At 68.5% G+C, this 13218-nt stretch carries 12 protein-coding genes and 1 tRNA gene; 9 read left to right on the forward strand and 4 right to left on the reverse strand.

Going from position 1 to position 13218, the window contains the following annotated elements; all coding sequences use genetic code 11:
* The first annotated feature begins 56 nt into the window (after positions 1 to 56).
* Genes AC0CH8_RS00430 through AC0CH8_RS00445 form a run of 4 tightly spaced genes read left to right on the forward strand, consistent with a single transcriptional unit; the run spans position 57 to position 6437 of the window.
* Positions 57 to 5042 carry a hypothetical protein gene (locus AC0CH8_RS00430; protein ID WP_465238228.1) on the forward strand — a complete coding sequence of 1662 codons (4986 nt, stop codon included), beginning with the start codon at positions 57 to 59 and terminating at the stop codon, positions 5040 to 5042.
* Positions 5039 to 5569, forward strand: coding sequence for a hypothetical protein (locus AC0CH8_RS00435; RefSeq protein WP_465238229.1), 531 nt, complete (start codon positions 5039 to 5041; stop codon positions 5567 to 5569). Before AC0CH8_RS00430 ends, AC0CH8_RS00435 begins: the two co-directional genes overlap by 4 nt.
* On the forward strand, positions 5569 to 5808 hold the full coding sequence (locus AC0CH8_RS00440; RefSeq protein WP_204200261.1) for a hypothetical protein: 240 nt from the start codon (positions 5569 to 5571) through the stop codon (positions 5806 to 5808). Before AC0CH8_RS00435 ends, AC0CH8_RS00440 begins: the two co-directional genes overlap by 1 nt.
* Entirely contained in the window at positions 5802 to 6437 is a 636-nt protein-coding gene (locus AC0CH8_RS00445; protein WP_465238230.1) for a PilZ domain-containing protein, read from the forward strand. The genes AC0CH8_RS00440 and AC0CH8_RS00445 overlap by 7 nt, the downstream gene beginning before the upstream one ends.
* Positions 6438 to 6489: 52 nt before the next feature.
* On the opposite strand, the gene AC0CH8_RS00450 is transcribed toward AC0CH8_RS00445, so the two are convergent.
* Positions 6490 to 6576: transfer RNA gene (locus tag AC0CH8_RS00450), tRNA-Leu, on the reverse strand.
* Positions 6577 to 6806: 230 nt separating this feature from the next.
* Positions 6807 to 7589 carry an MJ0042-type zinc finger domain-containing protein gene (locus AC0CH8_RS00455; RefSeq protein ID WP_465238231.1) on the reverse strand — a complete coding sequence of 261 codons (783 nt, stop codon included), beginning with the start codon at positions 7587 to 7589 and terminating at the stop codon, positions 6807 to 6809.
* A gap of 177 nt (positions 7590 to 7766) precedes the next feature.
* Between AC0CH8_RS00455 and ftsE the strand changes: the two genes are divergently transcribed.
* The 4 genes from ftsE to AC0CH8_RS00475 all read left to right on the forward strand — a co-directional run bounded on the left by ftsE (position 7767) and on the right by AC0CH8_RS00475 (position 10601).
* Positions 7767 to 8474, forward strand: coding sequence for a cell division ATP-binding protein FtsE (ftsE, locus tag AC0CH8_RS00460; protein ID WP_204200258.1), 708 nt, complete (start codon positions 7767 to 7769; stop codon positions 8472 to 8474).
* Between the two features lie 68 nt (positions 8475 to 8542).
* Positions 8543 to 9382, forward strand: coding sequence for a cell division protein FtsX (locus AC0CH8_RS00465; protein ID WP_465238706.1), 840 nt, complete (start codon positions 8543 to 8545; stop codon positions 9380 to 9382).
* Between the two features lie 26 nt (positions 9383 to 9408).
* On the forward strand, positions 9409 to 9909 hold the full coding sequence (locus AC0CH8_RS00470) for a YdcF family protein (RefSeq protein ID WP_465238707.1): 501 nt from the start codon (positions 9409 to 9411) through the stop codon (positions 9907 to 9909).
* Positions 9906 to 10601: a lysophospholipid acyltransferase family protein gene (locus AC0CH8_RS00475; RefSeq protein ID WP_465238232.1), complete on the forward strand. Its 696-nt coding sequence runs from the start codon at positions 9906 to 9908 to the stop codon at positions 10599 to 10601. Before AC0CH8_RS00470 ends, AC0CH8_RS00475 begins: the two co-directional genes overlap by 4 nt.
* A 21-nt stretch (positions 10602 to 10622) precedes the next feature.
* Here AC0CH8_RS00475 and AC0CH8_RS00480 read toward each other — a convergent pair whose 3' ends face one another.
* A complete protein-coding gene (locus AC0CH8_RS00480; RefSeq protein WP_465238233.1) occupies positions 10623 to 11714 on the reverse strand; it encodes an alpha/beta fold hydrolase in 1092 nt (363 codons plus the stop codon).
* 57 nt (positions 11715 to 11771) lie between these two features.
* Positions 11772 to 12710, reverse strand: coding sequence for a polyphosphate kinase 2 (ppk2, locus tag AC0CH8_RS00485; RefSeq protein ID WP_465238234.1), 939 nt, complete (start codon positions 12708 to 12710; stop codon positions 11772 to 11774).
* Between ppk2 and AC0CH8_RS00490 the strand changes: the two genes are divergently transcribed.
* Positions 12697 to 13188, forward strand: coding sequence for a Ros/MucR family transcriptional regulator (locus AC0CH8_RS00490; protein ID WP_465238235.1), 492 nt, complete (start codon positions 12697 to 12699; stop codon positions 13186 to 13188). The two genes, ppk2 and AC0CH8_RS00490, sit on opposite strands and share 14 nt — an antisense overlap.
* Positions 13189 to 13218: the final 30 nt, after the last annotated feature.

Genomic DNA, 13218 nt, shown 5'->3' on the forward strand with positions numbered 1-13218 from the left:
CACGCGCGGACCGTCTGTCCCCTCGTTCGCGCGTGCCGGCACTTTTTCAGGATATCATGCGACCGCTTCACCGCCTTGCCCTGTCGATCATGCTCCCCCTCGCCCTGTTGTCGGCGGGCGTGGCGGCATTGGCGCAGACGGCGACAGGCGGACGCGTCGAGAATACGGCGACGCTGTCGTTCCGCGCCGCGACCGGCGAAACCGCTACGGTCCGCTCGAACACCGTCACCCTGCCCTTTTCGCGCTCCAAGCGCCCGACGCGCATCAGCTTCCGCCTTGCCCCTCCCGGTCGCGAACTGACCGGCGCGCGCTGCGACCTGACGCCGTCCCCGCAATATACCCCCGCCCCGATCGACGAAGCGATGCTGGCCGCGGCCCCGCCCCTGGCCGCGTTCGACCTGTCGCAGCCGATGATCTTCGTGCTCGACGCCCCCGGCGCCAATCGCGATCCCGCCGTCCGCGACACCGCCAACATCGGCATCTCCACGCCCAGCTACAAAGGCGAGATCCCGATCCTGGAAACCGCCCCCGACAGCGGTGTCTTCGCCGGCGGCGTTCCGCAGGTCGGCACGCAAGCCGAGCTGAAGCCGTGCGAAGCGATCCTGAAACGCGGAGAGCGGCTGAGCTTCAGCTATTCCGAGGACAATTTCAGTTTCTCGTCCGACAACTCGCTGCTGATCGACCCCGCCGGCTACGTCTTCGATTCGCGCGACGGCACGCTGGTCGACGGTGCGATCGTCAGCCTGGTCGATGCCAACGGTGCCCCCGCCACCGTCTTCGGCGTCGACGGCATAAGCCGTTACCCGTCCACCGTCGTCAGCGGCCAGGAGGTGACCGACGCCAGCGGTCGCATCTACGTCGCCGACAAGGGCCGTTACTGGTTCCCGCTGACCCTGCCCGGCACCTATACGATCCGGATCCAGCCGCCGGGCGACTATACCGCGCCCTCCGTCGTCCCGCGCGAGGATCTGGCGAAGCTGGCCGGCAGCAACGGCGCATACGTCATCAACGATGCGTCGTTCGGCCTGCCCTTCGTGCTGGAGACGCCCGATCCCTTCCTGACCGATATCCCGCTCGACCGGCCGGGATCGAACAGCCTGTTGCTGACCAAGACCGCCTCCGTCCGCGACGCGTCGCCGGGTGATTTCGTCCAGTACCGCCTGCAACTGTCGAACCGCGGCGACGCGCCCGCCCGTGCGCTGAAGGTCACCGACACCCTGCCGACCGGCCTGCGGTACGAGCGGGGATCGACCCGCGGCGCGGCGGAGCCCGACGTCGCCAGCGACGGCCGCACGCTGTCGTTCACGATCCCCGACGTCGGCGTCGGCGGCAGCGTCGACGTGCGCTATGTCGTGTCGATCGCCCCCGGTGCGCCGGTCGGCGAGGCGCTGAACCGTGCCCGCGTCGCCGGCAGCGGCGTGACCAGCAACGAAGCCGCCGCCTCCGTCCGCCTGCGCGCCTTGCTGTTCAGCGACGCGATGACGCTGATCGGTCGCGTCACCGAGGGTGCGTGCGGCGATCCGGTCGAGAAGCGCAAGGGCGTGCCGGGAATCCGCCTGATGATGGAAGACGGCACCTTCACCGTCACCGACAAGGACGGCCTGTACCATGTCGAGGGCCTGCGCGCGGGCCGCCATGTCGTGCAACTGGACGAGAACAGCCTGCCCGCGACGCACCGCGCCGTCGCCTGCGACGCCGATACCCGCGCGGCCGGTTCCGCCATCTCGCGCTTCGTCGAGGGCGTGGGCGGCACGCTGAAGCGGGTCGATTTCCAGCTGGAGCCGACCGGCCGCACCGCCGCCGCCAGCGATGCGCTGCCCGTCGCCGTCGCCGACGATGCCGCCGCCGCCGGCAACCGGGACTGGATCAGCGGGCAGACACCCGGCACCGACTGGCTGTTTCCGGCCGCCGATCACAACCCCCGCGACCCCGCGCTTCGCGTCGTCATCAAGCATGCCCCGTCCGAACGGATCGCGCTGAGCGTCGACGGTACGCCGGTCGAGGCGCTGACCTATGACGGCTCCGATACGGCTCCAGATGGCGGTGTCGCGGTGTCCAAGTGGACGGGCGTGCCACTGCATGCAGGCAACAACCTGCTGACCGCCCGCGTCCTCGACGCCGGGGGCAAGACCGTGACCACGCTGGAGCGCACCGTGCATTATGCCGGCGCCGGCGTCCGTGCGACGTTAGATGCCGCCAAGAGCCGGCTGGTCGCGGACGGCCTGACCCGCCCGCTGATCGCCGTGCGCGTCGTCGACAAGGACAATCGCCCGGTGCGCGCCGGCACGCCGGTGCCCTTCCGCCTCGACCAGCCGTACCGCGCCGCGGTCGAAGCCGCGCTGGAGCAGCGCCGCCAGCTTGCCGGGCGCGAGAAAACCGAGACGCTCGTCAATGTCGTCGGCGACGACGGCTATGCCTTCATCGCGCTGGAGCCGACGACGCAGGCAGGTGCGGTCCACGCGACCGTGTTGCTGACCGAAGACAAGACCGTGCGGTCGAGCGACATTCGCGCCTGGCTGTCGGGTGCTGCCAAGCAGTGGTCGGTGGTCGGCTTCGGCGCGGGCACGATCGGCTACGACACGCTGAAGAGCCGGTCGACCGCGCTGCCTCGTTCGGAGCGCAACAAGCTCGTCACCGACGGTCAGCTCGCGGTCTATGCCAAGGGCCGGATCAAGGGTCAGTGGCTGCTGACGATGGCCTATGACAGCGACCGCGCCTATGATCCGCAGCGCGGCCTGCTCGGCGTGATCGATCCCGATCGCTACTACACCGTCTACGGCGACGGCACCGTGCAGGGCTACGACGCGCCGACCCGCCGCAAGCTGTACCTGCGCCTGGAGCGGCGTGAACTGTACGCGCTGTTCGGCGATTTCGAGACCGGCTTCACCGATACGCAGCTGACCCGCTACAGCCGCACGCTGAACGGCGTGAAGGCCGCCTACGAAGGGCGCACGATCCGCGCAACCGGCTTCGCCGCGAAGACCGACACGCTGTATGCGCGCGACGAGATCCAGGGCAACGGCCTGTCCGGCCCGTATCGCCTGTCGACCCGCCGCATCGTGCCGAACAGCGACAAGCTGCGCATCGAGACGCGCGACCGCTTCCGGTCGGAGCTGATCCTCGACGTGCGCCAGCTGACGCGCCACATCGATTACGACATCGACACGGCGGCGGGTACCGTCCGCTTCCGCAATCCGATCCTGAGCCGCGACGGCAACCAGAATCCGGTGTTCATCGTCGCCGATTACGAGGTCGAGGGTGGCCGGACGAGCAAGCTCGCCGCCGCCGCGCGCGTCGCCGCCCGCGTCGGTCGGGTCGAAATCGGCACCAGCATGATCCGCGACGAGACGATCGCCAAGTCCACCGTGATCGGTGCCGACCTGAAGGCGAAGCTGGGCGTCACCGAACTGCGCGCCGAACTGGCCGCGGGCGGACGCGGCGGCATCGGTGCCGGCACCGCCTATCTGGTCGAGGCGGACACGCACACCGGCGGCATCGACGTGCTCGCCTATGCGCGGCAGCAGGATGCGATGTTCGGCGTCGGCCAGCAGAATCTGGTCGAGGCGGGCACCCGCAAGCTGGGCGTCGACGGCCGCCTGAAGCTGAGCGATCGCCTGTCGGTCACCGGCACCGCCTGGTACCAGACGCAGCTGGTCGGCCCGGGCGAGCGGATCGCCGCCGATGCGCGCGTTGAGTACCGCCGCAACACCGGCACGCTCTATGCCGGTACCCAGATCGCGTCCGACCGCGGCCTCGACGGGCGCGACCGCGACAGCCGGCTGTTGACGCTGGGTGGTACGCAGGCGCTGTTCGGCGACAAGCTGACGCTGGGCGCGGAGACGCAGATCGCACCGGGCGGCGACAAGGCGAGCACCGACTTCCCGGAGCGCACGCGCGTCACCGCCGGCTATCGCATCACGCCCGGCATCCGCCTGATCGGCGGGTACGAGATCGCCTCGGGCCGGGATTTCGTCGCGCACACCGCGCAGGCCGGTTTCGACCTGACTCCGTGGAGCGGTGCGAAGCTGTCGAGCACGTTGAACCAGCAGGCGGCGGGCGAGAATGGCAGCCGTACCTTCGCGCAATATGGCCTCAGCCAGTCGGTGCCGATCGGCACGCGCTGGACGATCGACGCGACCATCGATGCGGCGAACACCGTGAAGGGCAACATCTCGCCCCTCGCTGCGGTCAACGCGTTCCAGCCCGCGGCGTCGGGCGGCTTCCTGTCGCAGACGCAGACCAACGGCGACTATGCCGCGCTGACGCTGGGCACGACCTATCGCGGACCGCGCTGGTCGTGGAACGGCCGCGCCGAATACCGCGACGCCGATACCGAGCAGCGGCTGGGCTTCACCAGCAACCTGCTGCGCGCGCTGGGCGAGGGGCAGACGCTGGCGTCGTCGGTCCGCGCGTATCGCGTGCGGGACGAGGCGGGGCGGATCGCGGCGACGGCCTCTGCGGATATCGCGCTGGCGCTGCGCCCGCTCGACAGCCGCTGGTCGGTGCTGGAGCGGCTGGAGCTGCGTCACGAGCGGGCGGACAGCGGCTTCTCCGCCGCCAACGCGCTGGGCGTGCCCGCGTATGGCGGCGGCGACCAGATCACCGATCGCATCGTCAACAATCTGGCGCTGAACTATCGCACCGGACCGGAGGGGCTGTCGCACGGGACGGAAGCCACGCTCTATTACGGTGCGAAGTATGTCCGCGGCCGGTTCGCCGACGACGTGTACGACGGCTTCATCGACGTCGCCGGCTTCGAACTGCGCCACGACGTGGCCAAGCGCTTCGACATCGGCGTGCAGGGGTCGGTCAGCCATGCCTGGGATCGCGGCGTGTGGTCGTGGAGCGGCGGGCCTTCGGTCGGCGTCACCCCCGGCGGGAATGTGTGGGTCAGCGCCGGCTACAACATCGGCGGCTATCGCGACCGCGATTTCTCCGCCGACCGGTACACGCGAAAGGGGCCCTATGTGACGATGCGCGTGAAGTTCGATCAATGGTCGCTGAAGTCGGTGGCGGGCCGACTGTTCGGGCAGCGGCCATGATCCGGGTCCGCTTCCTGACCGCGGCGATGCTGCTCCCGATCCTGACGGCGACGGCGCCGTTGACGATCGTGAAAACCAGCGCGGTCGCGGACGACAGGATCAGCACGCTCAATCCCAAGGCGCTGCCGGGGGCGCTGGTGGATTACAGCATCCTCGTCACCAACCCGCTGGGCACGTTCAGTGCGGGCAACACCGGCGCCGTGGTGACGGGCGAACAGTTCACCGATCCGATCCCGGTCAACATGTGCCTGGTGGTGACCAACTATCCGGGCGCGACCGCCCCCGTCGAACTGGCGGACGGCGTGGCGGCGGGCGCGCTGATCGGCAGTGGGCTGACGCTGCCGTACACCTCGCTTGCCAGCCTCACCGACGGGATCGAATTTTTTGACGGCACGACCTGGAACTATGTTCCCGTACCCGACGCGAACGGGTGCGATGTGAAGGTGAAGCAAATCAGGATGAAGCTGAATGGAAACCATTTTACCGGCGGTACCTTCCGCCTCCGCTTCCGCACGCGAGTAAACTGATGCCCCCCCTCCCCCGCAACTGCAGCGATCATGGCAGCGACGTCACCGTCGTCGCCAAGATCTTCGTCACGCACAACGAAGCCAAGGCGGAAGCGTTGATCGCGACGCTGATCGCGGAGGCGCTGGAGCGCTGGTTGCTCGACGACGCAACCTTCTGGCAGCGGGTCCGGTACCGGACCCGCCAGCTTCGCGCGCAGGCGAGGCCGCGCGGGACGATGGGGGAGCCACGGTTTTGCTGAAGGATTACGATCCGCGCGACGACGGACCGGCCACCGCGGGGGTGGCCGACCGGCGGCGACCGGGCAAACGCCACCGCGCCGTGTTGTTGATCGGGCGAGCGACCTATGCGGGAACAGAGGTCGCGTGCCTGATCCACGACATCTCGGCGGGCGGGATGATGGCGCGGTTCGCGGTGCCGCCGGTCGTGGGAGACCGGATGACAATCGCGATGCGGGGCCTGGACATGGTGGAGGCGACCGTGCGCTGGGTGCGGGACCGCAAGGCCGGGCTGGAGTTCGCGATGCCGCAACCGGTGGAGCGGGTGTTCCAACCGGCCGACGAGGCCGGGCTGATCGCGCGCGCCCCCCGCTTCGCGCTGGTCCGGCCGGCGCTGCTCCGGTTCGGGGACAAGCGGCTGGCGGCACGGACGATCGACGTGTCGGCGGGCGGCGCGAAGATCGCAACACCGTGGCCGATGCGGGTCGGCGACACGGGACAGTTGCTGCTGCCCGACACGGGATCGTCGCTCTACGGGCGCATGTGCTGGGTGCGGCCGAGCGATGCGGCGGGCGAGGCCGGGGTGCGATGCGGTTTCCGCTTCGTCACGCCACTGTCGCTGGAGGCGCTGGCGCACATCCTGGCGGGCTGATCGTCTGATGGCGTGATCCCCGGCGGGGGGAATGCTCTATTCAGGGGATGTCTGGTGCGGTCGAGAAGACTCGAACTTCCACGTCCTTTCGGACACAACGACCTCAACGTTGCGCGTCTACCAATTCCGCCACGACCGCACGTGAACTCCGCCGGGTAACCGGCAGCTGGCAGGCCGCGGCCACTAGCAAGCGGTGCGGGGGACCGCAACGGGAATCGTCAGCGGCGGTTGCGATCCTCGTCGGCGGGGGAGACCTGCTCTTCTCCCCTCCCCTTCAGGGGAGGGGCTGGGGGTGGGACGGTGCCGCATGCTCTCGCGCGTGGAGAGGCCCCACCTCAACCCGTCCCCTGAAGGGGAGGGGCTATATGCCTATGCTCCGCCGTCGCCGGCGAAGGTCAGTTCCAGTTGTTTCGAATTGGAGGGCACGTCGAGTTTGGCGGAATTGAAGTCCAGCGTCGTTCCCGGTGCCAGCGTCCGGCGTTCGGGCGTGATCGTCCAGCTGTACACCAGCCGTCCCTGTGCATCGCGAAGTTCGGCGCGGATGTCGGGCACCCGCTGCCGCTCCGACGAGGGATTGATGACCTGACCGCTGACCGCGAACAGTTCCGACCCGTTCTCCAGCTCGCGCCGCTCGATCGGATTGTCGCGCAGCCGCAGCGGGCTTTCGGCCGGACCGATGCTCAGCCCCAGTTGCTGCGCCAGTCCGGGCGCGCCGACCCACAGGATCGCGGCCGCGCCGACCAGCATCAACAATCCGGCCAGTACCGCGAGCAACGTCCAGAACCGGGCGGGATTGCGCCGCGGCTTGAACGGCGCCTGATGCGCGAAGGCATCGTAATCCTCCGCCTTCTCCTCCACCGCAGGACTGGCATAATTGGGTTCGGCGAAGGCGGGCTCCGGCTGCATCGGGTCCGAATAGCTGGGGTCGGCGAAGACCGGCGGCTCCTCGGGCTGCGGCGGTTCGGCCGGCACGGCCTCGGCTTCGGCCTCGGCGGCGAGAGGCGCGAGCGGCTCCGGCGGCAGGTCTACAGGCGTCGGTTCCTGAAACCAGCTATGCCGGCAATTGGCGCAGCGGACGGTCCGCCCCTCCACCCCGATGGCGCTGTCGGGCACCAGATAACGTGTTCGGCACTCTGGACATTCGAGGATCATGCTACGCCCCAGCACGCCGACGAAGCGCGGCCGTCATGAATGTGCCACGCCCGCGCCGCGGCTGGCAAGCGCGAAGCGGTGCGCCTCCGCGCCGGCTGCCAAGCGCGAAGCGGCGCGCCTCCGCGCCGGCTCCCAAGCTTGAAGCGGCGCGCCGCACGTGCCAAGCACTGGGCGGCCATGACGACGATCGTGCAATTCGAGAATGTCGGCTTGCGTTATGGCACCGGCGCGGAGACGCTGACCGATATCAGCTTCAGCCTGCAGGCCGGGTCCTTCTATTTCCTGAGCGGGGCCAGCGGCGCGGGCAAGACGTCGCTCCTGAAGCTGCTGTACCTCGCGCAACGCCCCAGCCGCGGCGTGATCCGCCTGTTCGGCGAGGATGCGGTGGTGCTGCCGCGCGAACGATTGCCGGGTTTCCGCCGCCGTATCGGCGTGGTGTTCCAGGATTTCCGCCTCGTTCCGCATCTGTCGACCTGGGACAATATCGCGCTGCCTCTGCGCGTCGCCGGCATCGCCGATGCGGAGATCGAGCGGCCTGTGCGCGAGATGCTCGCCTGGGTCGGACTGGCCGAGCGCGCCGACGCGAAGCCGGCCACGCTGTCCGGTGGCGAGCAACAGCGCGTGGCGATCGCGCGCGCGGTCATCACCCGGCCGGAGATGCTGGTCGCGGACGAGCCGACCGGCAACGTCGACCCGGATATGGCGGACCGGCTGATCCATTTGTTCGGATCGCTCAACGCGATCGGCACAACTGTGGTGGTCGCGACCCACGATCTGCACCTCGTGTCGCGCATCCCGACCGCGCAAATGATGCGGCTGGATCACGGCCGCCTGCTCGATCCCACCGGTGCGCTGCGCTATCCGCCGCCGCGAGGCGAGCCGTGAACTCTTTCCTGTCCCGACGCCGCCCCGACACGACGCGCCTGCTCGACGAAGCCGGCGGCGTGCGCGCCATGACGTGGGTCATGGCGATCATGGTGTTCCTGACCGTGCTCGCCGCCGCACTCGGCCTCGGCACTGCGAGTGCGGGACGGCTGCTCGACCGGCAACTGGCGGGACGGTTGACCGTGCAGGTCGTCGAGGGCGAAGCAGCGCGTCGCGACGCCGCCGCCGCACGCGTCCTGGCGGTGTTGCGGACGATGCCGGAGGTGGCGCGGGCGACCCCCGTCGATCGCGCCGAGCTGACGCGGTTGCTGCGCCCCTGGCTGGGCAGCGACGCAGCCGATACGGGCCTGCCGGTGCCGGCGATGATCGATGTCGATCTCGCCGCGAACGAAGACGGTGCCGCCGAGGATCGGGCAGCCGACCGCGTCGTCGCGCGCGTGACCGCTACCAGCAAGGCCGCGCGTGTCGACCGGCACGCGCGCTGGATGTCGCCGGTCAGCGGCCTGATGCGCTCCGTCACCTGGCTGGCGGCGGGGGTCGTGCTGCTGATGGCGGGGGCGACGGCGGCGGTCGTGGTGCTGGCGGCGCGCGCGGGATTGGAGGCTCACCGCGCCACGATCGAGGTCATGCACATGCTCGGCTCGACCGACGTGCAGGTCGCTCGGCTGTTCCAGCGGCGCATCGCGCTCGACACCGGCATCGGCGGGATCGTCGGGACCGTCGTGGCGCTCGGCGTCATCGCGCTGATCGGAGGACAACTCGCGGCACTCGGGTCGGAACTGATCGGCGGCGTCACGCTGGGACCGGCGGACTGGGTGCTGCTCGCGATCCTGCCGCTGGGCTTCGTCGCGCTGGCGATGGCCGCCGCTCGCTTCGCCGTGACCCGTGCACTCAGGCGTACGCTGTGATCCGGCTGCTGGGGTTCCTGGGTCTGATGTGGGCGCTGGGTTTCGCCGTGTTCATGGTCTCCTTGCCGCAACCGCTGGAGGGGACGACCACCGATGGCATCGTCGTGCCGACCGGCGGGGCCGGACGCATCGATCGCGGATTGGAATTGCTGCGCAGCAAACAGGCGAAGCGGATGCTGGTGACGGGAGTCGGCTCCGGGGTACGGCCTGCCGATCTGGCGCGGACCTATCCGGGATCGACGCGGCTGTTCGCATGCTGCGTCGATCTCGGCACCGATGCGGTCGATACGCGCTCGAACGGCGAGGAGACCGCGCAGTGGGTTCGCGCGCACAACTATCGCACCGTTCGCCTCGTCACGTCCGACTGGCATCTGGCCCGCGCCGGGATGGAACTGCGCGCGTCGATGGGCAAGGGCGTGCTGGTGCTGGGCGACGGTGTGCCGAGCAGCCCGCGGCTGGGTACGCTGGTCAACGAATACAACAAGCTGATCCTGCGCCGGGTCGCCATCTGGTTGGGAAGAGCATGATCGTCCGGTTGCGTAATATCCTGTTCGCCTTGGTCTTCTGGACAGGATCGGTGCCGATCGTGCTGTTCGCGCCGGTCGGGGCGCTGTTCGGACGCCGCGTACTGCGCGTCTACGTGCGCGGCTGGGTGAAATATCACGTCTGGTGCGCGCGCGTATTCCTGGGAATCACCGTGCGTGTCGAGGGACCAAGGCCGACCGGGCAAGTTCTTTACGTCGCCAAGCACCAGTCGATGTTCGACGCGATCATCGCGCCCGACCTTTTTCAGGCGCCCGTCATCGTGCTGAAACGCGAGTTGGCCGACATCCCCGTCTGGGGCTGGGCCGCCAAACGGTACGGCGCAATCGCTGTCGACCGCGAAGCGTCGGGCGTCGCGCTGCGCCGGATGCTGCGCGAAGCCGCCGCAGCACGAACTGCCGGCCGGTCGGTGCTGATCTTCCCGGAAGGGACTCGGGTAGCCGCCGGCGAGCAGCCGCCGCTGCGGCCGGGCTTCGCGGGCCTGTACCGGTCGCTGAACCTGCCGATGGTGACCATCGCCAACGACAGCGGCCGGCTCTGGCCCCGCAAAGGGTTGAAGCTGCCGGGTGTCGTGACGTTTCGATACGGCGAGCCGGTCCCGCCCGGCCTTTCCCGGGACGAGGCGGAGGCGCAGGCGCACGCCGGGATCAACCTACTGGATGTGTCGAGCAGTTGATCGCTCGCCGGGGCGACCGCCTCAGCTGAAATGCAGCCGCCGGTATCGTCCGCGGAAGTACAGCAAAGGATCGCGGCGTGGTTCGAAGCGGACGCGCTGGACGTGACCGACCAGGATCACATGATCGCCCGCCTCGTGCCACGCGAACTTGGTGCAGTCGAAGCTGGCGAGCGAGTGCTCGATGATCGGCGCGCCTGTATCCCACGTCTCCCACGGCGTCGCGGCGAAGCGGTCTTCGTGGCGGCTGGCGAAGCGGCCAGATACGGTCTGCTGCCCGGTGTGCAGTACGTTCACCGCAAACCCCTTCGCCGCGGCAAACGCCGGCAAAGACTGAACGGTGTTCGCGAGGCAGACGAGCAGCAACGGCGGGTCGAGCGACACGGCGGTGAAGCTGTTGGCGGTCAGCCCGACCGGCTTGCCCTCCGCGTCGATCGTCGTGACCACCGTCACGCCCGTCCCGAAGCAACCGAGCGCATCGCGCAGCGTCCGCGGGTCGCTGCCCGCGCGATATTCCGGCACCGCGCGCGGCGCCGCCTGTTCGAGGAATTCGAGCAACAGCGCGTTGAACGCGTCGGCGCGATCGGCCGCAACCAACGGTCCACCTTCGGAAATCGCGGCTTCGCGTGCGCCCACAATGTCGTGGCAGGGGCCGTCGATCACCAGCGTCGGCACCTTGATTCGGGTCGCCGCCGCATCGAGGCGCGTCCGCATCGGGGCGTCGCCCTCGTCCTCGTCGAGCAGGACCAGCCCGGTCGCGAGGTGCTCGCCCCCCTCCCCCAGCGTCGCCAGCGCGACCTGCGCACCGAGGCCGGAGCCGACCACGACCGGTCGCGACCCCAACGTCTCCAGCACGCCGCGAACATCCGCGACGTGCGCGTCGAGATCCGCCGCGCCCTCGCTCGCCGCTCGGCTTTCGCCGTGGCCGCGCAGGTCGAGCGCAATGACGTAGCGACCCGCCTCCGCCAGCGCGGTGACCGCCTCCGACCACATCGCCCGGCTTTGCCCCTCGCCGTGGAGCATCAGCACCGCCGGCGCGTCCGCGTCGCCCTGCGCTACGGCAACCAGCGACGCACCGGCCGGAACGGCGTCATATCCGCGGGGAGCGATCGTCATGCCGACGCCATGCGACAGCGCTTCGCGGCGCGCAACCCGGCTGCCGGCCTGCCCCCTTTACCGAGAGAGCCGTCCATCCTCCCCAGCGGCGGGATCATAGGCGAACAGGATGTCGGGATCGGGCCGCGGCAGGTCCTCGACGATCGCGGCCGGTGCGACCTGATGCAGGATATGCGCGATGATCGCACGGCGCGCGGCCTTCTTGTCGTCGGCACGGACGCAGTACCACGGCGCGATCGCGCTGTGCGTGCGCGCCAGCATCGTGTCGCGCGCGGCCGAGTACCCCTTCCACTTCTTCTGTGCGACGGCATCCATGTCCGACACCTTCAGCGCCTTGAGCGGATCGGTGCGGCGCGCGGCAAGTCGCTTCTTCTGTTCCTTCTTGGTAATATCCAGCCAGATCTTGACCAGCTTGATGCCACTTTCGACCAACATTCGCTCGAAGTCGGGCGCGTCGCGAAGGAACTCTGCCTGTTCAGCCTTGCTGGAAAAACCCATTACCACTTCAACGCCGGCACGGTTGTACCAGGAGCGATTGAAGATCACGAGTTCCCCGGCCGCCGGCAGATGGGCAACATAGCGTTGCAGATACCACTGCGTCCGCTCCCGATCCGATGGCTTGGGCAGCGCGACGACGCGGGTCGCCCGCGGGGACAAATGCTCGATGATCCGCTTGATTGTGCCGTCCTTGCCGGCTCCGTCGCGCCCCTCCAGCACCACGACGACGCGCTCACCGGACGCCGCCATCGCAGTCTGCAGATGCACAAGTCCCAGTTGCAGCCGTTCCAGGCGGCCCTCCACATCGTCCCGATCATCGTTCATCGCGATACCTTTTGAAAACAGCTTTTGAAACGCAGCGTTCGTGTTTCGCACACTCACGTGTTTACGTGCATTTGAGTCAACTATGTTGTATACGATGTTGGTCCGGGTGTTGACGCACTGTTGCGCATCGCTACGTACACTCGGACCAAAGGAGTAACTGATGTCCCCCGACACCACTGATACCAATGCCGTCGAATTGGCAACCGAGCTGACGATTGCTTGGCTCGGCAACCCCAACACTCGCACCTCCGCCGATGAAGTTCCTTCCTTCCTGGGCAAGATGCACGATACGGTTTCCGCGCTGCTGAACGCCGGCAGCCAGCCCGCTCCGACGGCCGAAACGTCGACCGAGTATGTACCAGCGGTCAGCGCGCGCAAGTCGCTCGCGTCCAAGGATCACATTATCTCGCTGATCGACGGGAAGCCGTACAAGACGTTGCGCCGCCATCTGGCGACCAACGGCCTGACCCCGGTCGAGTATCGCGAGCGTTATGGCCTGAAGCCCGACTATCCGATGGTCGCCGAGAATTACTCGGAAAGCCGTCGCGCGATGGCGAAGAAGATCGGTCTGGGCCGCAAGCCGGGCACCAAGGTCGAGAACCAGGGCGTGAACCGTCGTCGCAAGGCGACCGAGGCGCAGGCGGCGGAATAAGCCTCTGCCGACGCAAGGAAAAAGGGGCGG

This window comes from Sphingomonas sp. AC435, from assembly GCF_979253005.1.